Raw genomic sequence first — 23,241 nt, forward strand, 5'->3', positions numbered from 1 at the left:
CAACACGAATGGGCGGACCGTCAAGCCCCGGGTCGACCAGTTCACCCGAAGCGCGCACGAAGGAGTCCGACAAGCAGCAAGGGACCTACTTCCTGGGCCGTTACCGCGTGGTCGACGAGATCGGGGTGGGCGGAATGGCGAGCGTTCACCTCGCGCGCATGGATGGCCCGGGCGGGTTTCAAAAATGGGTCGCGATCAAGCGGATCCACCCGCATTTGGTCGAGGACGACCAGTTCGTCGACATGTTCCTCGACGAGGCGCGCATCGCGGCGGGCATCAACCACGCCAATGTCGCGCAGGTCTTCGACCTCGGGAAGGACGACAACACCTACTGGATCGCCATGGAGTACCTGCATGGCGAGCCGCTCCGCGAGGTGATGCGCCGCGCCGAGGAGCGCCGGCTGCGCATCTCGCCCGAGCTCGCTGCGCGGATCTGCTCCGATGCCGCAGAGGGGCTCCACGCCGCGCACGAGCTCCGCGGCAAGAACGGCCAGCTGCTCGGGCTGGTGCACCGCGACGTGACGCCGCACAACCTGTTCCTGACCTACGACGGCTACACGAAGGTCGTCGACTTCGGGATCGCCAAGGTCGCCGATCGGCTGTCGTCCACCCGCGCGGGGACGCTCAAAGGTAAGCTGGCCTACATGTCGCCCGAGCAGGTGCGCGGCAACGAGATCGATCGCACGACCGACGTGTTCGCGCTCGGGGTCGTGCTCTGGGAGCTCACGACGAACCAGCGGCTCTTCCGGATGGACACGGATCTCGACACCCTCGAGAAGGTGCAGGCCTGCGTGGTCCCGCCGCCGTCCACGATCGTGCCGGACTACCCGATCGAGCTGGAGAGCGTCGTGATGAAGGCGCTCGCCAAGCACAAGGAGGATCGCTTTCAGACCGCGCGCGAGTTCTCGCGGGCCCTGCAGAACGTCCTGATGCGGAGCGGCATCTTCGTCGGCTCCGAGGAGGTCGCCCAGTTCGTGCAGCAGGTCTTCGCCGACCGGATCCAGAAGCGCGAGGCGCACCTCGCGTGGGCGGCGGAGGTGACCTCCACCATCAACGTCGAGCAGGTGCGCGGGCGGAGCCCGGCCCCCGTCGCCGTCGAGAGCGCGGGGCCCCGCGTCCGGGATCCCGATCTGCATCTGCGCCCCACGGTGCGCCCGAACGCCGCGCCCGCGAGCGGGGTGGCGCCCATCGGGCGGATGCCGCCGGGGGGAACGGCGGCCAGCCAGATGGCCGCCTCGTCGCTGATGGACGACGACGAGGACGTCCCGACGACCGTCGCGACGCGCGAGCACGTCGAGCCGATGAAGGCGCCGGCCCACGTCGGGCGGCCGGCGATGCGCCCCGCGGCCGGCACCGCGCCCACGCTGCCCCTCGATCTCGCCCCGCAGCCCGAACCCCCGAGGGGGCGGCCCGGCGCTCCGCTCCAGCCCCAGGGTCCTCCGTCCGCTCTCTCCGGCCCGAGCCCCGCGCCGGCGGCGGCGTTCCCGCCGGCCCCGTACGCGCCGCTGGACCGCGACGCCGACGAGCCCGCGCCGGCTCCCGCCGGGGGCGTTCCGCGCGGTGAGCTCCTCGGCCCGCCGCCGGCCCCGGCGCTCCACGGCGCCGGGAATCCCGCGCGTCCCGCCGCGCTGGCGCGCAAACCCCCGACGCCCGGCGCTCGGCCGCAGGGGCCTGCTGCCGTCGCCCACGCGCTCCCGTTCAACGGGCAGGACCACCCGCCGCCCGTCGCGAGCCCCGCGCCGCCGCCGGGGGTCGCTCCGCTCGCGCCGCCGGTCCTGGCGCAGGCGCAGCCGTTCGCGCCGCCTTCGCCGGCGCAGCCTCTGCAGTCCCAGATCGAGACCGCGCTCTCCCTGCCGCGCCCCGATCCGGCGGCGATCTGGGCCGCCACGCAGGACGCCGTGGAGCTCGGGCAGCGCAGGAACACGATCGCGCTCGTCGCCGTCATCGCGCTCACCGCGCTCTGCGTCGTCGGCATCGGCGCGCTGATCTACATGAAGACGAGGACCGCGCCGCCCCCGCCGGTCCACGGGACTGGCGCCGCCCCCGCGCCGGCCCAGATCGCGCCGAGCCCGCTCGGCCCGTCGCGTCTCGGCGCTCGCCCGCTCGGCCCGTCGCGTCTCGGCGCTCGCCCGCTCGGCCCGTCGCGTCTCGGCGCTTGCCCGCTCGGCCCGTCGCGTCTCGGCGCTCACGGAGACCCCGCGCGGAAGGTGGCGCGTCGCCCTGGCCACCCCGGCCCAGCGAGCCTCCGGCGCGTTACGATGCCGGGATGAAGGCTGTTCACCGCCGCTCGAGCGGCGCAAGGGCGCGGCCCCGCGCCGCCGAGCGGATCGAGCTGCGCATCGAGGAGCTCGCCGCGGGCGGCGCCGGGGTCGGCCGGCTCTCGGGCGAGGTCGTGTTCGTCCCCGCGACGGCGCCGGGGGACCTCGTCGAGGTCGAGCTCGACCGGAGCGCGCGCCCGGCGCGGGGCAAGCTCCTCCGCGTGCTCTCGCCGAGCGAGGACCGCATCCCGCCGCCCTGCCGCTTCGCGGACGCCTGCGGCGGCTGCGACTGGATGCACGTCCGCGTCGAGGCGCAGCAGGCGGCGCACGAGCGGATCGTCCGGCAGGCGATCGCGCGGGCGACCTCCCTCTCCGCGCTGCCGTCCGTGCGCGTCCATCCAGCGCCCCGCCCGCTCGGCTACCGGTCGCGGGCGCGGCTGCTCGCGCGCGCGGAGCGCGGCGAGGTGCGCGTGGGCTATCGCGCGCCGAGGACGCACGCCGTGGTGGCGATCGACCGCTGCCTGGTGCTGGGCGACGAGATCGCGCCGGTCGTCGGCGACCTGCCGGGCCTGCTCCGCGGGGCCGCCGGGGAGGGCGACATCCTGCTCGCGCGGGGGGCCTCGGGCCGCCCCGTGGTCGAGCTCCTGTGGCGCGGCCAGCTCCCGCCGGCCGTGTGGCAGCGGCTCGACGAGCGCACGTGCGGCGGCGCGTGGGCCGGCGCTCGAGTGACGCTCGACGGCGCGCGCGAGGCCGCGTCGTTCGGCGATCCGCGGCCGGTGATCCTGGGCGCGGACGGCCTGCCGCTGCGCCTCGCGCCGGGCGGCTTCGGCCAGCCGTCCGAGGAGGGCGCCGCCGTCCTCGCCCGCCGCGCCGCCGCGCTGGCGCACCTCGGCTCGTCGCGGCCGCCGCACGTCCTCGAGCTGTTCGCCGGGAGCGGGACGCTCTCGGTGCTCCTCGCGCGCGGCGCCGCGCCGGCCGCCGCGCTCGCCGCGACCGGCGAGGGGGCCGCGAGCGCCGTGGCCGCGACCACCGCGGCCGCCGAGGGCGCAGCCCTGGAGGCGGCGGCCCCCGCGTCGTTCACGGCGGTGGAGCTCGCGGCCGAGGCGGTCGCCTGCCTGCGCCAGAACCTCGGGGGCCGCGGCCTCGCCGGCAAGGCGGTCGAGGCCGACGCGGACCAGGCGCCGATCCCGGCGCGCACCGACGTCGTGGTGCTCGATCCCCCGCGCGGCGGGGCGCCCGGCGCGGCGCGCGCGATCGCGGCCTCGAGCGCGCGCGTGGTCGTCTACGTCTCGTGCGACCCGGCCACCCTGGCGCGCGACCTCGGCGTCCTCGTGCGCGGCGGCTTCGAGATCACGGACGTCGAGGTGGTCGAGCTCTTCCCGCAGACCAGCCACATCGAGTCGATCGTCCGCCTCTCCCGGTCGCGCCGGGCGGCCCGCTGACCCGTCCGTCCGCTCCGGCGACCTCCGCCGAGGCGGGCGCCCCCGCCTCCGCCCGGGGCCACGGCCTCGCGGCTGCGCTACGCTCCTCCGTCCGATGATCCACCCGCTCGACGATCGCCTCCGCGAGGAGGCGCGGCGCTTCCGCCTCGTGTTCGCCTGCCCCGACTGTGCCTCGTTCGATCCGAGCGGCCTGGGAGAGCCCGATCGCGACGAGCCCGGCGGCGCGCACGCGCGCTGCGCGCTCGGCTACCCGATCGCGCCCCACGTGAGCCCGTCGCTCGACGGCCGCGACGAGATCGTCTTCTGCAAGGCGTTCGAGCTGCGATGAGCCCTCGGCCCGGACCGCCCCCGCCGCCCAGGCGGGGCCGATCGCACCCCCCGTCGCTGATCCGCCTCGCCGAGCGGCTGATCCGGGACGAGCGCCTGCTCGCCCGCGGGGACGTGGTGCTCTGCGCCTGCTCGGGCGGCCCCGACTCGAGCGCGCTCCTGCACGTGCTCGCGCTGCTCCGGCGGCGGATCGGCCACGAGGTCGTGGCGCACGGCGTCGATCACGGGCTCCGCGCCGCGGCCGCGTGCGAGCTCTCGCTGGCGCGCGACCTGGCCGCGCGGCTCGGCGTCCCGTTCTCGACCACGCGCGTGGACGTCGCGCCCGGCGCGAACCTCCAGGCCAGGGCGCGCGCCGCCCGGTTCGCCGCGCTCGCTTCGGCCGCGGCGGCGCGCGGCGCCCGCGCGATCGCGACCGGTCACACCGCCGACGACCGGGCCGAGACGGTGCTGCTGCGCCTGCTCCGGGGCGCGGGGCCGCGGGGGCTCGCGGTCCTGCCGCCGCGCGCGCCGCTCCCGGTCGACGCCGCGGGCCCGGCGCGCGACGGCGCGGCGCCGGGCTCGAATGCGGCCATCGAGCTCATCCGCCCCCTGCTCCTGGCCCGCCGCGCCGACGTGCTGGCCCACCTCGGCCGGCACCGGCTGGCGTTCGCGGAAGATCCGAGCAACGCGGATCCCCGCTTCGCGCGCGTCCGGGTCCGCCGCGAGCTCCTCCCGCTCCTCGAGGACCTCTCGCCGGCGATCGTCGAGCACCTGTGCGCGCTCTCGGACATGCTCGCCGTCGGGCGCGAGCCGCCCCCGGGCGGCGATGCGGCCGTCCTCGACGGCGAGAAATCGCTCTCGATGCCGCTCGGTCGAGCGCAGCGACTGGCGATCGAGCGCGCCCGCAAGCTCGGGCGCCCGCTGCGCGTCCGGGTCCGCGGTGGCAGAGAGATCGCCGTGGGGTTTCCAGAGGAGTCCAGCGTGCTTATCGAGGACGAGTCTGTACGTCGCGGGGCCTGACCGCATGCACCCCACCCGCGACCCCCGCCGAGATCCCCCTTTTTCCGCAGTGTCGCCGCGGGAGGCCCGCGGTCGACGGCCGAGCTCACGGGTGGCATGCTGACTAGAACACGCGTACAATTTCGGTACACGCCGGCTCGCCGTGCGAGTCTAGAGGGTCCTCGTGAAGCAATCGCACAAGACGCTGCTGCTCTGGGTTCTGCTGATCATGATGTTCTTGGCGATCTGGCAGTTCCTGAATCCGGATCGCCCACCCGCCACGCAGGTCGCGTTCAGCGAGTTCATGGGCCAGGTCCAGGTCGAGGCCAAGGACCAGGAACCGCACGTCGAGTCGGTCACGATCAAGGACCGCGAGTACACCTTCTGGGTCAAGGATCCGAAGAGCGGTTCGAAGACCAAGAAGGTCACGATCGGGCCTGACAACGCCGACGAGATCACGAAGGTGCTCGTCGACAACAAGGTCGCGGTGAGCTTCGAGAAGGAAGACAGCTCGCCGTTCTGGTCCGGGGCCATCGTGACGATCCTGCCGATGGTCTTCCTGCTCGTGATGTTCTACCTGTTCATGCGCCAGCTGCAGGCCGGCGGGGGCAAGGCGATGAGCTTCGGCAAGTCGCGCGCCCGGCTGCTCAGCGAGGCGCAGAACAAGGTGACGTTCGCCGACGTCGCCGGCATCGACGAGGCGAAGGACGAGCTCGAGGAGATCATCGCGTTCCTCAAGGACCCGAAGAAGTTCCAGAAGCTCGGCGGCAGGATCCCGAAGGGCGTGCTCATGATGGGCCCCCCCGGGACGGGCAAGACGCTCCTCGCGCGCGCGATCGCCGGCGAGGCGGGGGTGCCCTTCTTCTCGATCTCCGGCTCGGACTTCGTCGAGATGTTCGTCGGCGTCGGCGCGAGCCGGGTGCGCGACCTGTTCGAGCAGGGCAAGAAGCACGCGCCGTGCATCATCTTCATCGACGAGATCGACGCGGTCGGCCGCCACCGCGGCGCGGGCCTCGGCGGCGGGCACGACGAGCGGGAGCAGACGCTGAACCAGCTGCTCGTGGAGATGGACGGCTTCGAGTCGAACGAGGGCGTGATCATCGTGGCGGCGACGAACCGCCCCGACGTCCTCGACCCCGCGATCCTGCGGCCCGGCCGGTTCGATCGGCGCATCGTCGTGAACCGGCCCGACGTGCGCGGCCGCGAGGGCATCCTCCGGGTCCACACGAAGAAGGTGCCGCTCGGCACCGACGTCGACATGGAGGTCCTGGCGCGCGGCACGCCCGGCTTCGTCGGCGCCGACATCGAGAACCTGGTCAACGAGGCGGCCCTGCTCGCGGCGCGTCAGGACAAGGACGTCGTCTCGATGGTCGACTTCGAGATGGCCAAGGACAAGGTGCTGATGGGCGCCGAGCGCCGCAGCATGGTCATCAGCGACGAGGAGCGGCGGACCACGGCGTACCACGAGGCCGGGCACGCGCTGGTCGCGAAGCTTCTGGAGAAGTTCTCGGATCCGGTCCACAAGGTGACGATCATCCCGCGCGGGCCGGCGCTGGGCCTCACGCAGCAGCTGCCGAAGGAGGACCGGCTCAGCATGTCACGCGACTTCGCCAAGGCGCGGCTCTCGGTGCTGATGGGCGGCCGCGTGGCGGAGGAGATCGTCTTCGGCCAGTTCACGACGGGCGCGGGCAACGACATCAAGCAGGCGTCGAACCTCGCGCGCCGCATGGTGACCGAGTTCGGCATGAGCGACGTCATCGGGCCGATCTCGTACGGCACGGACGAGGAGAGCGTGTTCCTCGGGCGCGACTTCACCAGCCGGCGCCGCGACTACTCGGAGACGATCGCCAACCAGATCGACGATGAGGTGCGGCGGTTCATCCTCGACTCCCACGCCGAGGCGCGGCGGCTGCTCACGGACAACCGCGAGATCCTCGAGCGGCTCGCCACGGCGCTCCTCGAGCGCGAGACGCTGGACGCCGAGGAGGTCGACGCCATCGTCTCGGGCCGCGAGCTGCCGCAGCGCCAGCGCGTCGTGATCCCGAGCTACAGCGATCGCGATCGGGCCGCGAAGGAGAAGCGCCGCGCGGCCAGCATCTTCGGCACGCCGAAGCCCGCCCCCAGCACCTGATCCCGGAGCGCGCGGCGCCTGCCGCGCGCCCTCACGCTGCGTCCCCGCGCGCCCTCAGGGGGCGCTCAGGGTCGTCTGCAGGAACACCCAGTGCTGGAGATCCGCCGGGTGGCCGCCGTCGTGGGCGCGGTTCGCGCGGGTGACGATCGCCTGGGCGCCCTCGCCGAAGAGGAACATGCCGTAGCCGAGCGCGATGCGCAGCGGCTCCCACGGGTGCAGGGCGAGCGAGAGATCGATCTCGTGGCCCAGCGCCCGGCTGTCGTTGTCGGGGGCGGCGCCGACCGGGAGGAGGCGCGCGGTCACCCACCTGCCCCCGGGGGACGCGAGCCCGACGAACGTGTACCCGGCCGCGACGGTCAGCGCTTCCCAGGGGGAGGCGCCGACGCCGCCGCCCGCCTCGATCACATTGGACCAACCGTAGAGCCCCATGGGGCCGTGGTTGTCCTGCGCGTCGGGCAGGATCGGATCGAAGCGCCGCTGCGTCTCGCCGTCCTCGAGCGGGCCGTCGTCGCCGGTCGCGTAGGCGCCGCGGGCGCGGAAGGTGAGGCGGCCGGGGAGAGCGGTCTCGAGCTCCGCCCGGGCCGCGGCCGCGAACGCGCCGAGGGGGCGGTCGGTCGTGAACGTGGCGATGCGACCGAGCTCGTACGCCCCCTCGAGCGCGTAGCGAAAGCCGCGCTGGTCGCCGGAGATGCGCGCGTCGAGGACGACGGTGTCCCCCGGCGTGAGCCAGCTCGGGCGCGGCTCCCGGGCGATGCGCGCGAGCGCCGTGGCCTCGACGTGGAGCAGCGGGGCGATGTGCCAGATCGCGTTCAGCCCGTAGAGCTGGGTCCCTGTCCCGGCGGAGATGGGCTTGCGCGTGCCGGTCACCTCGGGCGGCGCGCCCCCCGGCGCAGCGAGGATCACGGCCATCGCCTCGACGTCGACGTTGCCGAGCTGCACGCCGGCGCGCACCCCGTCGAGCGAGCGCGCGGTGAGCGCCTCGTCGTTCGCCCCGATCAGGCGACCATCCCCCCACGCGATGCGCTGCCGGCCCAGCCGGATGAAGGCGCGGCGCCCCGCGCGCGTGTGCAGGTCGATGTACGCCTCGTGAGGCGCCGTGTCCGGGAGCGACGGCTCGCCCGCCCCAACGTAGATGGCGCCGTCGCTCCCCCAGAGCCGCGCGTCCTGCAGCGTGAGGACGCCCGTGAGGGGCCCGCGCTCGACGGTGAGCCCGAGGCGGGCGCGCTGGGCGAAGAACCACTGGGTCCTGACCACCTCCCCGGTGTCGAGGAGCGGCGGCAGCGCGCCCCCGAAGCCCTCCGCGAGCACCGCGTTCGAGCTGTGGACATCGCCGCCCGTGTCCACGGGGTACCGGCGGAGCTCGCCCCGGAGCCGGAGCTCCACCGAGGGGCGGAACGCGAACCCGCCGAGGTTCACGGCCTCCGACTGCGGCGGCACCTGCGCCCCCGCCCGCCGGGGCGCGAGCGCGAGGAGCGTCGATCCCAGGGCGATGGAGACGAACGGCAGGGATCGGATCATCTGTGAGGGGCCGGAGCGCGGGGTCGTCGGACGGCAGGACGCGGCGGTTCGCGCGGCGTTCTGCGGGGCCGCGCTCCTTGCGCCGCTCGCGGAGGATAGGCGTCCCGGCGCTCCCCGGACAAGTGGGGAAGGAGCCCGCGCTGCACCTCGCCGAGCGCGCCCGCGCCTGGACGGACGAGCCCACGGGCCGCGACGTCGTCAGGGCATCGACGTCGTCGTCGTCAGGGCTTCGACGTCGTCAGGGATCGAAGTCGTCCACCCCGGGCGACTGCGGTGGCGACGGCGGCTCTTTCGGCGACGGCGGCTCTTTCGGCGACGGATCCCGCCTGGGTGTGGGCGCTCTGCCGCTCCCGCGCCGCGGCGGCGCTTTCGCCGTTCCTGCGGGGCGCCTCGGAGGAGGCCGGCTCGCCGCGCCTCGTCGCGTCGGGTGGGCGCCCGCGTCGATCGCGAGGACGAGGTCGAGCGCGAGCTTCGACGCGCTGCCGGCGTGCCGATCGGCGAGCGCGCCGGCCTCCGCGAGGACGCGCTCGGCGGCCTCGAGCTCGCGCTCCACCTCGCGGCGCCTCGGGTCGTTCGCCAGCGCCTCGGTCGACCCTGCGGCCAGCGCCGCCCGCTGCCGCTCGAGCTCCGCAGCCCGCTTCGCGAGCTCGCCGAGCTGCCGCGACGCCGCGAGCGCGCGCTGCAACGACGCCTCCATCGCCTCGACGACGCGCCGGTCCTCGGCGCCGAGCCGGCGCCCGCGCCGCGCGCGCACGATCCGCGCCTCCGGCACGAGCTCGACGTGGAGCCGCACGCCCGACGCGCGGAGCTCCTCGGCGCGCGCGCGGGCCGCTTCGATCGCCGCGTCGCGGGCCGCGGGCGGCGCGACCCCCAGCGCGCGCGCGAGCTCGGCGCGCGCCTCGCCCGCGCGCCGCTCTGCCTCGAGCGACGCCTCGCGGAGCGCGCGCGCGGCCTCGAAGAGCTCGTCGTAGGGCGGCTTGCCCGTGCGCAGGGCGCGCCCCTGCTCGAGCTGCGAGGTGCGCGGGGCGCACCCGCCGAGCAGCGGCGCGTGCAGCGCGCCGAGCACCAGCGCGAGCGCGGCGAGGCGGAGCCTGCGCGCGCGGGACGACGCGCCCGTCATCCACATTGAAGCACGACCCCCCAGAGCTCGTAGGTCGCGGCGGGCTTCGAGAGGAACACCACGCCCACGTGGCCTGTTCGCGGCGAGACGGCGAGCACGCCCTGCCCGAAGTTCCCGGCCGGCGGCGACAGCGCGATCGGGTCCCCGATCGGGGCGAAGCTCCCGGCCAGGGTCTGCGCGCGCATGGCGCGGCTCCCCGGCGGGCCCTCGGTCCACACGAGGAGCCAGCGGCCGTCGCCGAGCCCCGCGATGTCCGGCGCGAACGCGTCGCCGCCGGGGCCGCCGGTCGGCAGCGGGATCACCTCGGTCGACCCGGGAACGGAGCCCGAAGCGGCCCGGCCGGCGCGGATCTCCCATCGCCCCTCCGCCGGCCTGTCGGCGAAGACGACGGCGAGCTCGCGCCCGTTCCAGCCGAGCGACGGCTTGCCCACCGCGCCCCCGGAGCCGAGCACCCGGGCGAGCTCGCCGACGGGCCTGCGCTGGGCGTCGAGCCAGCCCGCCCAGACGGCGCGCTCGCGGCGGAACGTGACCGCGTAACCCGCCGGGCCGGCGGCGAGCGCGCGCGGCGCCTCGAGCGCCTCGTCTCCTTGCACCGGCCACAGCCGGGAGGGCGCGGCCTCGGGGCTGTCGGCCGCCACCACCGCGCCGTCCGCGAGGCCGAGGACGAACGGCCTGGGCCCCGGGACGTGGACCGGGGAGCGGATGGACCGCTGCGCCGCCGTGAGCACGCTGAACCTGTCCTCGACGGGCGAGATGCTCACGATGGCGGCGGCCTCCTTGTTCGAGAACCGCTCACTCCGCTTCCCGGTCGCGGGATCGATCTCGAGGCCGACGGCCTCCATCGAGCTCCGGGCGTAACCGACCACGAGCTTGCCCTCCCGGGTGGTCGTGACCTCGAACGGGACGCGCTTGGCCACGAGCGGCGCCCATCGCTGGGGCTGGCGGGCGACCCAGCAGGGCTTCGGCGGGGCGGGGAGCGCGGCGCGCGCGACGCCCTGCGCGGCGCCGAGCGCGTTGCGCGCCGTCTCGACGGGCGCGCGCTGGGCGCTGGCGACGGAGCGACGGCCCGCGAAGAAGGCGCCGACGATGAGGAGCACGGCGACCCCGCCGAGGCCGAGGAGCGACGAGGCGGGCACGGACACCGGCGTGGAGAGCAGCGCGAGGCCGGCCTGCGAGGGCGCGCGCGGTCCGCCTGCGCGAGGCGGGGGGGCGCGCCGCGCAGGATCCCGCGGATCGGGCGCCGCGGCGCCGGCGGGCGACGCCGGGACCGCGTTGCGGTCCGCGAGCGCGCTCGTCTGCTGGGGCGCGTCGGCGGCGGCGCTGGGCTGCGCAGCCTGCGATCCGGGCGGCCAGCCCGCCCAGGAGCGCGGGGCCTTTCGCCCCTGCGGCGAGCCTGGGCTGACGCCGGCCGAGGGGATCGTCGCGTACTCGCGGCGCCCCTCCGGCGTTTCGACGGGCAGGGGCGAGCGCTTCGTGTCGCTCGGCACGGGCCCCGCGGCGGGCTCCCTGGCGTCGCTGCCCGGTGCGGCGACAGATGCCGGAGGGGCGTCGCTCGCGGCGGAGGGCGACTCGCCGGCGTTCGCCGTCGCGGCGTTCGCCGCGGCAACGTTCGCCGTCGCAAGGTTCGCCGTCGCAAGGTTCGCCGTCGCAACGTTCGCCGTCGCGACGTTCATCGTCGCGGCGGCTGCGCTGCGGGGCAGGGGGCCGCCGGCAGGGGCCGCGGCGCCTGAAGGGCGCGGCGCAGGGGTCGCGGTTGCTGTGTCCGCAGCGCTCGAGGCGGGCGCGGCGTCGGCTGACGTCGCGGCGTTCGCCGCCGCCGGCTGGGCCGCGCGCGGCGGCTCCGCAGGGGGGCGCGGCGGCGGGGCGGGGAGCGCGCCAAGGCGGATGAGAGCCCTCGCGCCGGCGGCCGCCGGGGCCGGCGCACCGGGCGCCTGTGCCCCTGTGCGGACGGGTCTCTTCGCTGGAACCGCGGGGAACCGGACCGGGACCGGCGGCGGCGGCACCGAGCGACCCGCTGCGCGCACCGGCCCTTTCACGCCGCGGCTGGAGCTGGTCGGCGCTGGCGGCGCCGTGGAGAGCGATGCGCCGGCAGGCGGCGCGGCCGCGCCCGCCGTGCCGCCCCGCTCGCTGTCCTGCGGCGCCGCCTGGGGTGCAGCGCCGGTCGGGCCGGCGTCGCCTTCCGACGCCGAGGGGACCTTCGGCGCGCGGGGGATCGCGGCCGCCTCCTCGTGGCCCGCCTGTGGCCCGCCGTAACGGGGTAGCTGCGTGATCGCGCGGGCGACCCCTGCGTCGAAGCTCCCGCCCGCCGAGGGCACCACGATCGGCGCGCCCTGTCCGCTCACCGGGGTGCTCGCCGGCGCCTCGACGCCCGCGAGCGTCGCCATGGGCTCGCGCTTGCGCGGCGGCGGAGGCGGCGGCCGCGTCTCTGCCCGGCCGGCGCGCGCCGCCGGCCTTCGCTCGTTGGCGGGGCGGTTCGCCGGGGTCGGGCCGCTGCGCGCGCGGGCCGCGCCCAGATCCTCGACGAGCTCGACCTCCAGCTCCACCGCGCTGCTCTCGCGCGCGGCCTCTCGACTCATGGGAGGCGCCGGCTCCCCGGGCGCCCTGGCGCCTGCTTCCGGCGCGCCGGGCGCCTTGGCGCCCGCTTCCGGCGCGCCGGGCGCCCTGGCGCCCGCCTTCTTCGTGTGCCCGACCTGGGCAGCGTCCGCGAGCTCCGGGAGCCGGGACGCCGGCGCCCACGCCTTCATGCCCTGGCGCCACACCAGCGTGGAGCCCGGGATGACCCCGGACGCCAGCGCGGTGCGCAGCTCGGCGGTGCTCACGAGCCGCTGGACGCCGCGCTCGTCCGTCCATCTCCACGCGCTCATCGGGGGCCCCTCCTCCGAGAGCAAGCGCCGTGGGAGCGCCGGAGCTTCAAGACGTGATCCACAACATCGGGATCGTACCGCGCGTCCTTTCCAAAGAGATATTCTTTCGTCCTCCAGCGCAACCGCGCGCCCGCTCTCGACGACGAGCGCGATCGTCACCCATGATCGCGTGCCGCACCCTCGCCGCTGCACTCCGCGCCCTCGCCGCCGCTGCTGCGCGCGCGCTCAGCCCGCCGGCATGCGCCGGCTGCGATGCCTTCCTCGCGGAGGCCGCCGTGTTCTGCGCCGGTTGCGCGCGGACGGTCGCGCCCTGGCGCCCTGCTCGCGCTGGGTGCCTGCCGCGAGGGGCGATCGGATCGAGCTCCGCCACGGACGTCGCGCTCGTCGCGTTCGCTCCATTCGCCGGGGCGCTGGCGGACGGAATCCGGCGCTTCAAGTACGGAGATCGGCCGGATCTCGCACGGCCGCTCGGCCGGCTGCTGCTCTGCGCGGCGCGCGAGGCGGGCGTGGGCGCGGACGTCGTCGTTCCGGTGCCGCTCCATCCGCGCCGCCTCGCTGAGCGCGGCTACAACCAGGCGGCCTTGCTGGCCGCGCACATCGCCAGCGGGCTCGGCGCGAAGCTCGCTCCGCGGGCGCTCTGCCGCGTCCGTTCCACGGCGCAGCAGGCGCAGCTTCCGCGCGAGCTCCGCCTGCAGAACGTGGCAGGCGCGTTCCGCGTCCGCGCGCCGGAGCGCGTCCTGGGCCGACGGATCGCGCTCGTCGACGACGTGGCCACCACGGGGGCCACGCTCGCGGCGTGCCACGATGCGCTCCTCGGCGCGGGGGTTGCATCGGTCACCTGCCTCGTCCTCGCTTCCGCCGAGGGCGGCGTGGACGACCTCAGAAGCTCACCTCGGTCAGCTCCCCGCACTTGACGACGACGGTCCTGCCCTCGGCGAGCCAGCGCGTGCCGTGGCGCGTCGGCTCGCCGAGCCGCACGAAGAAGCGCCCGCAGCGGACCTCGATCGGCTGGTTGCTGGGTCCCACCGCCACCCCCGTGACGTAGACGGTTGCGTTCTGAGCGGTGTTGAGCTGGAGCATGCCGTGACCGCGCCGCGGGATCCGCGGAGCGCTCGGCTTCGGCGGCGGCGCGGACTCGGCGCTCGGCTTCGGCGGCGGCGCGGACTCGGCGCTCGGTGTCGGCGGAGGCGGCGCGGCCTCGGCGCTCGGTGTCGGCGGAGGCGGCGCGGACTCGGCGCTCGGTGTCGGCGCCGGCGGAGGCGACGCGGCCTCGGCGCTCGGCGCCGGCGGAGGCATGGGCCGAGCCGGACCCGCGGCGTCGTCGATCGCGCTCGCCGAGGGGGAGGCCCCCGGTTGCACCGGGACGGCCGCCCGCAGCGAGGCCGCGACGGCGAAACGCGCAAAACCGGTGACCGCCGCGCTCGCCGGGGGAACTTCGCGGCTCCGTGCCGTCCGCGCGGACAACCCTTCCTCGACCGTGTAGACGCCCAGCGTGAACACGAGCGCCGCCGTCGAGAGCGCGACCCCCATCGCCCCGAGCGGCGAGAGCGGCTTCGACGGACGGGCCTCCTCCGATGCCGGTTGTGGCGCATCCGTCGAGAACATTGACTCCCAGTGTAGCGGGATCGCCTCCAGCCGGAGCGCGCTCCCGCCCGGCGGTCCACCCCGGCCCCGCGATGCAGCGAGCATTCCTGCCGAATCCGCTCCAGGCGCGGGCACACCTCGCGTTTGTGTGCTGGAATACATTTGTGCGCTTCGTCACCCATCCACTGACGTGGATTCGGAGGGTCGTGCCGTGCGGTCGCCGCGCGCTGGTCGCCGGCGCCCTGGACACGCTCGGGCTCCTGGATCGTTTCCTGTGGCTGCGCGCGAAGCTGCGGCTGCCCGTGCTGTCCGTGTTCACCTACCACCGCATCGCGGAGCTCTCGGATGTGGCCGAGCTCGATCCAGGCGTCGCCGATGTGAGCGCGCGCGAGTTCGAGGAGCAGCTCGCGGTCATCAAGACCCACTGCACGGTGGTCTCGCTCCGGGACGTGCGGCTGTTCACGAAGGGGCGGAAGCTGCCGCCGAACCCCGTCATGGTCGCGTTCGACGACGGCTACCGCGACAACCACGACGTCGCGCTGCCCCTGCTGGAGCGGGCAGGGGTCGCGGCCACGTTCTTCATCGCCACCGAGTACCCCGACAGGGGGCGCCTCTTCTGGTGGGATCGCGTCGCGCTCCTCATGCACCGGTGCCGGCGAGCGCGCGTCGAGCTCTCCTACCCCGCGATGCTCGTGCTCGAGCCGGCGCGCGATCCGATCGCCGCCGCGGCGCTCGTCTGCCGGACCATCAAGCGCACCTCCGGCCTCGACATCGGCCGCATGTGGGACGAGATCGAGCGCGCCACGGGGGTGTCGATCGATCTCGGCGAGGAGCGCGCGCTCGCGGCGAGGACGATCATGGACTGGAGGCAGATCAGGGCGCTGCGGCGGGCAGGCATGGATGTGCAGTCGCACTCGCACAGCCATCGCGTCCTCCAGACGCTGTCGCCCGACGAGGCCGCGCGCGATCTCGCGCGCTCCCGCCGCGTGCTCACCGAGGCCCTGGACGACGCCGTGCACGCGGTCGCGTACCCCGTCGGATACCGCCTGTCCGGCGCGTTCCACCGCGCCGTGCACGAGGCCGGCTTCGAGCTCGGCTTCACCAACAACTCCGGGCTCTGCATGCTCTCGTCCTTCGACCCCCTGAATTTCCCGCGCATCGCCATGGATCGCGGGCAGATCGGCGCGCTCTTCAAGCTCAAGCTGCTCGTCGGGCAGCGCCCGGGCTGCCGGTCCATCCTCTGACCCCGCCGAGCCGCACCGCCCGCTCCACCGCCGCGCGCCGCCGCTCCCGGGGCCCCCCGCGCGCCGCCGCTCCCGGGGCCCCCCGCGCGCCGCTGCTCCCGGGGGGACGCCGCGCCCGAGGGCGCCGCCCGACCGACGCTGCCGCGGCCGGGCACGCGCGTGGCCTGGGCTGTGCACGTTCCCCGTCGCTGATCCGGTTCTGCACGCGCATGGCGGGTCATGCGGGGCTGCTCCGCAGCCTGCTCGACGAAGGGAGGCTCTCGTGAAAGGCAAAGTCCGTGGTCGCAGCGTTCGCGCCGCCCTCGCCCCGCTCGGCGCCGCCTCGCTGGGCTCCCTGGCCCTCGCCCTGGGGTGCGGCGGGTCGACGCCGCCGCCCCCGGCGGCGGCCGCGAGCAACGCGCCCACGCGACCCGCGCCCGAGGCGGCCGACGCCCGGAAGGCGGGCGGCGAGCAGCGCGAGCAGCGCGAGGCCCAGCGCGCGTGGTGCGAGTACCTCGACGCGCTCTACCAGCGGGCCACCAGCCAGGCCAGGAGCTGGCCCAAGTTCGACGAGTGCACCCGGCACACGACGATGGCCTCGCCGAGGATGCTCCGCGCGACCTCGGAGTGCTCGCTCGCGGCGCTCCAGCGGTTCGAAGGCGACCCCTTCACCCCCGAGTACGCCGCCGAGGTGAGCCGCTGCGGCTCCGAGGCGATGACGGCCACCACGCTGCCTCACGCCGATCTCGCGCCGTTCATGGCCGTCCTCTGCGGTCGCGTCGCCGGGTGCGGGGACGTCGATTACGACACCTGCCGGCAGAGCCTGGAAGACGGGCTCGGGCCGCAGCTCGAGCGGGCGATCGGCGCGATGAACAGCCGCGGGCGGCAGCAGGTCCGCGCCTGCTTCGGCAAGCTCGCGTGCGGCGGCGAGATCGGGCTCCAGATCTCCGCGTGCCTCGAGCCCATCATGGATGATCTGCTCTGGCTGCCAGGGTGAGCGCCCGGCGCGCGCGCCCCGCCGCCGCCCGGGGCCGAGGTCAGCCGGACGAGCCCGGCAGCCGGCAGCGGGCGATCAGCGGGACGTGATCGGACAGCCCGGCGAACGCGCCCTTGTGCCCGAACGGGTGCGTGCCCGCGAAGTCGAGCCACTCGAGGCGCTCCGACGAATACACGTGGTCGAGGTGCATGCGCAGGTTCATGAAGCCGGCCGTCGGGAACGCCCGCGCCTCGATCTCGGACAGGCAGCGGACCTTGGCGAACGCGTCCACGAAGCCGCCTTCCTCGCGCAGGAAGCGGTCGACCGGCGAGCCCGGCAGCGAGTTGAAGTCGCCCACCACGATGAAGTTGTCGCTCCGGCGTTCGCGGCGGACGAAATCGGCGAGCACCTTCGCCTCCTCGAGCTGGTTCGGCCCGAACCCCATCCGCGCCTCGCCCGTCCAGAACTCCCGCGCGAACACGCTCGGCAGGCTGAGGTGGGTGTTGAACACATCAAAGCTCTGCCCGCTCTCGTGCTCGAACGACACGTGCGCACAGATGCGCGTCTGCTTCAGGCGCCTCACCCGCCGCCGATGGGTAATGTCGTGCGGGCGCTCCGCGTTGTGATGTCCGATGCGGAACGTGTCGCGCGCGATGACCGCGAGCCCCGTCGTGTAGATGTTCGTCCGCGCGGTGAGCCGGTAGGTGTGCGCGGGGAAGTAGTAAGCGACGAAGCGCTCGCGCCGCTCTGCCCGCGAGAGCGCCGCGTGCAGCTCGGTCATCAGGCGGTCGAGCTGCGTCTCCTCCGGATGCCACCGCGGGTTCATCGTCGAGGAGCGCAGCGACTGGGTCTCCACCTCCTGGAGGCACACGAGATCGGGCAGCGGCGACAGCCGCGAGAGCGTCGTCGCAATCCGGGTGATCGCGGCGCTCGTGGAGGCGATGCCCCGCGTGCCGTGGCCGAAATAGCGGACGTTATAGGAGATGATCCGCAGCGGCGCGGGGGCGTCGCCCGGCGATCCGGCGCCGTGGTGAGCGCCGATCTCCGCGAGCGCCACGGCGCCGCCCGACGTCGTGACGCCGGGGCTTGAGCCGTTCGAACCAGGTGGGATGCGCCGCTCGGTCATGTATCCTCTCGCCCATGGGCAAGAACATCATCGTTTCCGAGGATACCATTCGTGACCTGCTGGAAGCGCATGCCTCCCTCTCCGCCTGGTACTACGAGCTCTGGTCGGCGCTGCGGGTCGCGAAGGCCTCGGCGAGCGCTCCCGATGATGCGGCCCGTGCGGCATTTGTCGAGCGAATGGCGGTGAGCTTTCCGGAGGTAGCGTCGATCGCCCGATCCATCCGGGTACCAAGGATGTTCGTGCCGCCTCCGCCCGCGGTGAGCGTGCCGCCCAGCCCGACCGCCGAGACCCCGGAAGAGCCCCCCACGGCGATCGAGCCGGCGCCGGCCCGGCTACGGGAGCTCCACGGCCAGCCACCGAAGAGTCAGCCAGGCTCGGGGCCAGCCCATCCGTCCGCCCCTCAGGCGCAGCCCGCGATTGCTCCTCCGCCCATGGTCATCCCTTCTGCCGTAAAATATGAGACCTAGCGGCGCGCTCCCTCCCGCGCACTCCCGATCTGACTCGCGAGCTCAGCCACGGGGCTCGTCAGCGAGCCGGGCCGCGGGGGCCTCTCCGTCGCGCGAGGATCCGCTCCGCCTCGGCGGCGCCCGTCATGTCGAACCTGGGGTTCAGATCGAGCGCCGCCCGCACGAGCCGCTCGCCTTCCTTCCGATCGCCGAGGGCGATCCGGATCGCCCCGGCGTGGTAGAGCAGGCGCGCGTCCCTCGTGCCGAGCGCCAGCGCCCGATCGCTCGCCGCGCGCGCTTCGGTGAGCTCCCCGGCGCGGTACAGCGCCCAGGCGCAGGCGTCCTCGGTGTAGATGTCGCCGCGGACGGCGCGCTCCGCGGCGGCGAGCCGCACGGCCTCGTCGCGCTCCAGGCCCTTGGTCGCATAGTAGAGGGCGAGCGTGCGGCGGTCCGCCCGCCGCCCTGACGCCACCACGCTCGCGTAGGCCTCGGCCGCGCCGGCGGGGTCGCCCGCGGCCGCCCTGGCGTCGCCGAGCAGCCACGCGATCTCCGCGTCGGGGCTCCTCCGGGAGGCCCGCTCGAGGAGCTCGACGGCGCGCCCCCACGCGCCGCGGGCGAGCGCGACGCGCGCCCTGCCGGCGAGCGCCGGCGCATACTCGCCCTGCGCGGCGAGCGCCTGCGCGAAGCCCCGGTCCGCGGCCTCGTAATCGCCCTCGTGCCACGACACCATGGCCGCCTGCGCGAGGGCCCACGCGAGCGCCTCGGGCTCGCGCGGATGGCCCGCGCGCCGCGCGAGGTGGAAGAGCTGCCTCGCGCCGGCCGCGTCGCCCTGGAGCCAGCGGAGGCGCGCGGCGCGCGCGTACGACGGCAGGCCGGGCCTGAGGTCGACCATCCGCTGCGCTGCCTCGGCTGCCGCCTGGAACAGGCCGAGCTCCAGCGAGGCGTCGCTCAGCGTCCCGAGCGCGACCACGTCGCCCCCGTCCCGCGAGAGGACCTGCTCGGCGGCGTCGCGCGCCTCGGCGAGCCGCTGATCGTGGAGCAGCACGAGGCCGCGCAGGTTGAGCGCCGCGCGATGGTCTTCCGCGAGCGCGAGCGCGACGTCCGCGCACGCCCCGGCGTTGCGGTAGAGCGACGGATCGCCCGACGCGCGCGCCTTCCGGATCCAGGCGTGGCCGAGCGCGCTCCACAGATCGGGCCCGCCGGGGGCCCGCTCGAGCCGCCGCGAGAGCGCCTGGATCTCGCGGTCGAGCGCGCCTGCGCCGGTCGGGGCCGCGAGCGCGAGCCTGCGCGCCGCGTCGAGGCCGGCGCTGGCGTGCGCCGCGGCGGCGCGCTCGGCGCTGGCGTGCGCCGCGGCGGCGCGCTCGGCGCTGGCGTGCGCCGCGGCGGCGCGCTCGGCGCTGGCGTGCGCCGCGGCGGCGCGCTCGGCCGGGGCGACCTCGCCGCGCGATCGCTCGGCGCATCCGGAGCTCCCGCTCAGGGCGAGGCAGGCGAAGAGGCAACCCGTTCGTCGCGGCATCGGAGCGACTGACCTCCTGGCTCGCCGGGGCTCCGCCCGGGGCGAGCCGCGTGGATCGCCCCGGCGCCGCGCGCCCGGCCCGATCGCGAAAGAGCTTGCCTCGCTGCCCTGCGCCGGCAAGCTCGCTGCGCTGGCACATCGCTCGATCCATCAGCAGCGCGCGGCGCGGAGGAGATCGCATTGCCTGTCTCGACGGATGGCGGCCGCCTGCGGCGGTTCGGCGCCGCGGCGCTGGTCGCGTCGATCGTCGTCGGCTGCGGGCGCGCAGAGCGCAGCGCGCCGGACGCCGGCGCGAGCGCGGCGCCTCGGACGTCGTCGTCCGCCGGCCTGCCTGCGGCGGACGGCACCGCGCCCGCCGGCCTGCCTGCGGCGGACGAGATCACCCCGGTCTACCCGGCGCTCGAGGGCGCGCCGGAGCCGCACGCGGCGCGGCTGTGCGAGGCGCTTCACGCGCTGCCGGCGCGGCGCAAGGCGGCGTGCCGCGGCGTCGCCGCGGGGTTCCACGCCACCGCCGCGTGCACGCGCGCGCTGAGCTTCGCGGTGCGCGCGGGGGCGGTGACGCTCTCGCCCGACGACGTGAGCCGCTGCGTCGCCGCGATGGCTCGGTCGCTCGAGGGGTGCGGCTGGGTCTCCCCGCTCGCCGCCGCGGTCCCGCCCGCGTGCGAGGGGATCGTGCGGGGCACGCTCGGCGTCGGGGCGCGGTGCCGCTCGTCGCTCGAGTGCGTGGACGGGCTGCGCTGCGACGGCGCGGGCCCCACCGACGCGGGCGCCTGCCGCGCCCCGCGCGCCGTGGGCCCCTGCGGCCGGTCCGTCGACGCGCTCGCCGCGGTCACCCGCCAGACCCGCTTCGCCGAGGCGCACCCCGAGTGCCGCGGCCACTGCGCCGGACGCGCGTGCGCCGACGGCGCGCCGCCCGGGGCGGCCCGGGGCTCGACGGTTCAGGGCGTGAAGTGACCCTGGCTTGCGCCCTCCCACGCCGTCGCGAGGTAGGGAAAGGTCGGGAGGAACAGCGCGTCGTTCGCGGCGACGCCGTCGCCCGCCGTCGCGCCGGTCGCGCCGGTCAGCAGGAGCGTGAGCAGCGCGTCGGTGACGTCGGTCTGCTCGTGGTCCGCGCCGGGGACGAGCGCGCGGCCGTTCGGGAAGGCCGACGGCATGCCGAGGTCGATCCGCAGTACGTCGCCGAAGGTCTCCAGGTTGTGTCCCCCGAGGCTCGCGGGCTTCAGGCTGAAGGTGTCGATGAGGTCGGTCCGGTTCTCCTTCAGCGCCCCGGGATCGAAGGCCGCGAGCGGCTGGCCGGCCCGGTACAGGCCCGCGAGCTCGGCGTCGCGCACCAGGATCGGGCTCAGGAAGTAGGCCCCGAAGTTGGCGAGGTCGTCGCGCGGGTGCGCCCGGTTGTACTTGTCCTTGTCCTGCAGGCCGATGATCCAGGTGTTGATGAGCGGCAGGCCCACCCGCGACACCTGGACCCAGGGGCCGAGGCCGTCCTCCTGCCCGTTCGCGCGCAGGATCCGCACCTTGCGCCGGCTCGCGGAGGCCCAGATACCGAGCGTCTGCTGGTCGCTCGGCCCGGGCGTGGGGGCCGCGCCGCCATTGACCTTCGCCAGCGGGATCTCGAGGGCGAGCGTGTGGACGTTATGGCCGGCGAGGTTGTCGCGCGGGGTGCACGACGGGCTCGGCGCCGCGAGGAGCGGGCACATCCCCGCGAGGTCGAACCCGTGGCCGACGTCGGCGTAGAAGCCGTCGTCGCGCGGGCCGACCCAGGCGCGCCCCTCGCCGCCCGCCATCTGCTTGAGGAACCTGGAGGACGTCGCGAACGCGGGGTAGCCGCCGCCGGAGATCCCGTAGACGAGCTGGTTCGTCCGCCGCCCGATGTTCGGCGGCGCGACCGGGGCGTCGGCCAGGATGACGGCCTTCGCCCCGCCCTCGATCTTCGTGATCGTGTACGTCTGCTCCGCGCCGGCGAGCTGCGAGAAGAGCTCGTTGCCGCCGCTCGGCGGCGCGGGGAGCCCCGCCGGATCCGACGCGCGGTAGGCCGTGGTCGAGAACCGGAACTGGTAGGTCAGCGCGTCCTCGAGGCTCGACGGCCCGCGGGCGATGTGCACCTCGTACAGCACGTCGTCCGAGAAGCCGTGGAAGCTCGGCCCGCCGGCGGGCTCCTCGTGCGGGAGGTAGCTCGCCAGGATCACGAGGTTTCCGCCCTCCACCCACGCGTGGAGATCGGTGTTGTCGGCGGCCGGATCCCGCGCGATGGCGGGCGCCTCGCGGTGGCTCGACGCCGCGGCGAGGCCGGATGCGCTGAGCGCGACGGACGCCGCCAAGGCGGCGCCGGCGCGCGACGGTCGGTGGATCATGCGTGCGGGTCCTCCCAGTCGCTCCTCTGCGGTGGCTCACGGACGGAGCAGGAACACCGAGCCCGTCTCCTGGGCCCTGTGATCGACGAACGCGAAGACATCGGCGCCCTTCGCCCGGTGCAGGCCGCCGGGCTCGTCATGGCCCCGCGCGCCGATCTCGATCGACGAGCGCGCCCCGGACGCCACCTCGATCCGCACGATCTCGTCGGCGCCTCGGGCCACGTCGCGGGTGAGCACGAACAGCGCCGCGCCGTCGCGCGTCAGCGCGAGGCCGCAGGGGTGCCCCGCGTGGAGCCCCGTGGCGAAGGGGCTCACGAAGCCGTCCTCGATCCGGAAGATCGTCGCCGTCCCGTCGGGGCTCGCGAGGGCGTCGCAGACGAAGACGTCGCGATCGCCGGCGCCGGCGGCCGCGACGCCGCTCGGATCGGCCAGCGGGCTCCCCCTGGCGATCACGGCGACGTTCCCGCCGCGCGCCGGCAGGGAGAACACGCCGGGCTGACCATCGGCGGGATCGCGCCCCGAGACGAGGATCCGGTCCTCGCCGTCCGCCGCGCGGACGACCTCGAGGCCGCGCGCGACCAGCCCCTCGCCCCCCTGGACGGGCGCGACAGCGCCGCCGGTCGGATCGATGACGAAGACGTGGCCTGCGTCGCGGTCGGCCGCGCTGCCCGCGCCCGGATCGGCCACGAACAGGCGGCCGCCATCCGTGCTCGTCGCGATCCCGAGCGGCGCGACGAACGGGGGGCCGACGGCGATCTCGACGGCCCTCGCCTCGCCGCGCGCGCTGGCCTTGAAGACGCCGGCCCTGCCGCTCGCGTCGATGGCGGTGAAGTAGACGTGGGCCGCGCCGGGATCCGGCGTCGCGTCGAACGCCCGCGCCGGCACGACGGCCGCGACCGCGTAGGGCGCCCCGCCGCCTCCGCCGCTCCCCCCGCCGCCTCCGTCCGCGCTGCTCGCCGCGGGCGCGCCCCCGGTTCCGGCGGCGGCGGCGCTCGTGCTGGTCCGTCCAGGTGTCTCCTCCGCGCGGCTGCAACCCGGGTTGCCCGCGGCGATCGCGAGCGGCGCGGCCGCGCACAGCGCACCGACGCTTCGTCGGAAGTGCCCCCTGGCTCCCGTCATGCCTTCTCCTCCCGACGGCGCGGCTCGCGCGCTCGTCCGCGGCGCGCGGGCTCTCGCGTGGACGGCGCCCGCGCGGCCTCGTACGGCCATGGCGCGGCGCCTCGCGCGACCCGTTCTGCCATGGTCCTCCCGGGTCGTGTAGGCCTCGGCCGGTCTCCGATCGAGAAAGCCGCGCGCACCCTGTCTCTCGAGTCCGGCGGCGCCTGCCGGCGCTCGGGTCGAGGCGCAACGCCGGGGGGTGGGGCGCGCGCTCACCGGAGGG

The 23,241-nt window shown here is 75.5% G+C and carries 18 protein-coding genes; 10 read left to right on the forward strand and 8 right to left on the reverse strand.

What is annotated here, in order from left to right:
* The first annotated feature begins 8 nt into the window (after positions 1 to 8).
* The 5 genes from WMF31_RS04890 to ftsH all read left to right on the forward strand — a co-directional run bounded on the left by WMF31_RS04890 (position 9) and on the right by ftsH (position 7,136).
* On the forward strand, positions 9 to 2,270 hold the full coding sequence (locus WMF31_RS04890) for a protein kinase domain-containing protein (RefSeq protein ID WP_436600814.1): 2,262 nt from the start codon (positions 9 to 11) through the stop codon (positions 2,268 to 2,270).
* Positions 2,267 to 3,700 carry a class I SAM-dependent RNA methyltransferase gene (locus WMF31_RS04895; protein WP_436600815.1) on the forward strand — a complete coding sequence of 478 codons (1,434 nt, stop codon included), beginning with the start codon at positions 2,267 to 2,269 and terminating at the stop codon, positions 3,698 to 3,700. Before WMF31_RS04890 ends, WMF31_RS04895 begins: the two co-directional genes overlap by 4 nt.
* Positions 3,701 to 3,794: 94 nt before the next feature.
* Complete coding sequence (locus WMF31_RS04900; protein ID WP_436600816.1) at positions 3,795 to 4,028, forward strand: hypothetical protein; 234 nt, start codon at positions 3,795 to 3,797, stop codon at positions 4,026 to 4,028.
* Positions 4,025 to 5,026, forward strand: a complete 1,002-nt coding sequence (gene tilS, locus WMF31_RS04905; RefSeq protein WP_436600817.1) for a tRNA lysidine(34) synthetase TilS — start codon at positions 4,025 to 4,027, stop codon at positions 5,024 to 5,026. The genes WMF31_RS04900 and tilS overlap by 4 nt, the downstream gene beginning before the upstream one ends.
* A 163-nt stretch (positions 5,027 to 5,189) precedes the next feature.
* Positions 5,190 to 7,136: an ATP-dependent zinc metalloprotease FtsH gene (gene ftsH / locus WMF31_RS04910; protein WP_436600818.1), complete on the forward strand. Its 1,947-nt coding sequence runs from the start codon at positions 5,190 to 5,192 to the stop codon at positions 7,134 to 7,136.
* Between the two features lie 54 nt (positions 7,137 to 7,190).
* On the opposite strand, the gene WMF31_RS04915 is transcribed toward ftsH, so the two are convergent.
* The 3 genes from WMF31_RS04915 to WMF31_RS04925 all read right to left on the reverse strand — a co-directional run bounded on the left by WMF31_RS04915 (position 7,191) and on the right by WMF31_RS04925 (position 12,638).
* Complete coding sequence (locus WMF31_RS04915) at positions 7,191 to 8,654, reverse strand: alginate export family protein (protein WP_436600819.1); 1,464 nt, start codon at positions 8,652 to 8,654, stop codon at positions 7,191 to 7,193.
* Positions 8,655 to 8,892: 238 nt separating this feature from the next.
* Entirely contained in the window at positions 8,893 to 9,780 is an 888-nt protein-coding gene (locus WMF31_RS04920) for a hypothetical protein (RefSeq protein WP_436600820.1), read from the reverse strand.
* Positions 9,771 to 12,638: a GYF domain-containing protein gene (locus tag WMF31_RS04925; protein WP_436600821.1), complete on the reverse strand. Its 2,868-nt coding sequence runs from the start codon at positions 12,636 to 12,638 to the stop codon at positions 9,771 to 9,773. The genes WMF31_RS04920 and WMF31_RS04925 overlap by 10 nt, the downstream gene beginning before the upstream one ends.
* Before the next feature lie 161 nt (positions 12,639 to 12,799).
* On the opposite strand from WMF31_RS04925, the gene WMF31_RS04930 reads away from it, so the two are divergent.
* Entirely contained in the window at positions 12,800 to 13,552 is a 753-nt protein-coding gene (locus tag WMF31_RS04930) for a ComF family protein (protein WP_436600822.1), read from the forward strand.
* On the opposite strand, the gene WMF31_RS04935 is transcribed toward WMF31_RS04930, so the two are convergent.
* Positions 13,518 to 14,243: a hypothetical protein gene (locus WMF31_RS04935; RefSeq protein ID WP_436600823.1), complete on the reverse strand. Its 726-nt coding sequence runs from the start codon at positions 14,241 to 14,243 to the stop codon at positions 13,518 to 13,520. The genes WMF31_RS04930 and WMF31_RS04935 overlap by 35 nt on opposite strands.
* A gap of 185 nt (positions 14,244 to 14,428) precedes the next feature.
* Between WMF31_RS04935 and WMF31_RS04940 the strand changes: the two genes are divergently transcribed.
* Together WMF31_RS04940 and WMF31_RS04945 are read left to right on the forward strand one after the other, a co-directional pair.
* Entirely contained in the window at positions 14,429 to 15,466 is a 1,038-nt protein-coding gene (locus WMF31_RS04940; protein ID WP_129353197.1) for a polysaccharide deacetylase family protein, read from the forward strand.
* Between the two features lie 262 nt (positions 15,467 to 15,728).
* The gene (locus WMF31_RS04945; protein ID WP_436600824.1) at positions 15,729 to 16,442 is read left to right on the forward strand and encodes a hypothetical protein; all 714 of its coding nucleotides are present in this window, start codon (positions 15,729 to 15,731) and stop codon (positions 16,440 to 16,442) included.
* A 40-nt stretch (positions 16,443 to 16,482) separates the two neighbouring features.
* On the opposite strand, the gene WMF31_RS04950 is transcribed toward WMF31_RS04945, so the two are convergent.
* Positions 16,483 to 17,547: an endonuclease/exonuclease/phosphatase family protein gene (locus WMF31_RS04950; RefSeq protein ID WP_436600825.1), complete on the reverse strand. Its 1,065-nt coding sequence runs from the start codon at positions 17,545 to 17,547 to the stop codon at positions 16,483 to 16,485.
* A 14-nt stretch (positions 17,548 to 17,561) separates the two neighbouring features.
* Between WMF31_RS04950 and WMF31_RS04955 the strand changes: the two genes are divergently transcribed.
* Complete coding sequence (locus WMF31_RS04955) at positions 17,562 to 18,014, forward strand: hypothetical protein (RefSeq protein ID WP_436600826.1); 453 nt, start codon at positions 17,562 to 17,564, stop codon at positions 18,012 to 18,014.
* A gap of 58 nt (positions 18,015 to 18,072) precedes the next feature.
* On the opposite strand, the gene WMF31_RS04960 is transcribed toward WMF31_RS04955, so the two are convergent.
* Positions 18,073 to 19,509 carry a tetratricopeptide repeat protein gene (locus tag WMF31_RS04960; RefSeq protein WP_436600827.1) on the reverse strand — a complete coding sequence of 479 codons (1,437 nt, stop codon included), beginning with the start codon at positions 19,507 to 19,509 and terminating at the stop codon, positions 18,073 to 18,075.
* A gap of 180 nt (positions 19,510 to 19,689) precedes the next feature.
* Between WMF31_RS04960 and WMF31_RS04965 the strand changes: the two genes are divergently transcribed.
* Entirely contained in the window at positions 19,690 to 20,463 is a 774-nt protein-coding gene (locus tag WMF31_RS04965) for a hypothetical protein (protein ID WP_436600828.1), read from the forward strand.
* On the opposite strand, the gene WMF31_RS04970 is transcribed toward WMF31_RS04965, so the two are convergent.
* Positions 20,448 to 21,860, reverse strand: a complete 1,413-nt coding sequence (locus WMF31_RS04970; protein ID WP_436600829.1) for a DUF4331 domain-containing protein — start codon at positions 21,858 to 21,860, stop codon at positions 20,448 to 20,450. The genes WMF31_RS04965 and WMF31_RS04970 overlap by 16 nt on opposite strands.
* Before the next feature lie 36 nt (positions 21,861 to 21,896).
* On the reverse strand, positions 21,897 to 22,979 hold the full coding sequence (locus WMF31_RS04975) for a hypothetical protein (protein ID WP_436600830.1): 1,083 nt from the start codon (positions 22,977 to 22,979) through the stop codon (positions 21,897 to 21,899).
* Between the last annotated feature and the right edge of the window lie 262 nt (positions 22,980 to 23,241).

Source organism: Sorangium sp. So ce1036, assembly GCF_051369805.1.
Taxonomy (GTDB): Bacteria; Myxococcota_A; Polyangia; order Polyangiales; family Polyangiaceae; genus Sorangium; species Sorangium cellulosum_F.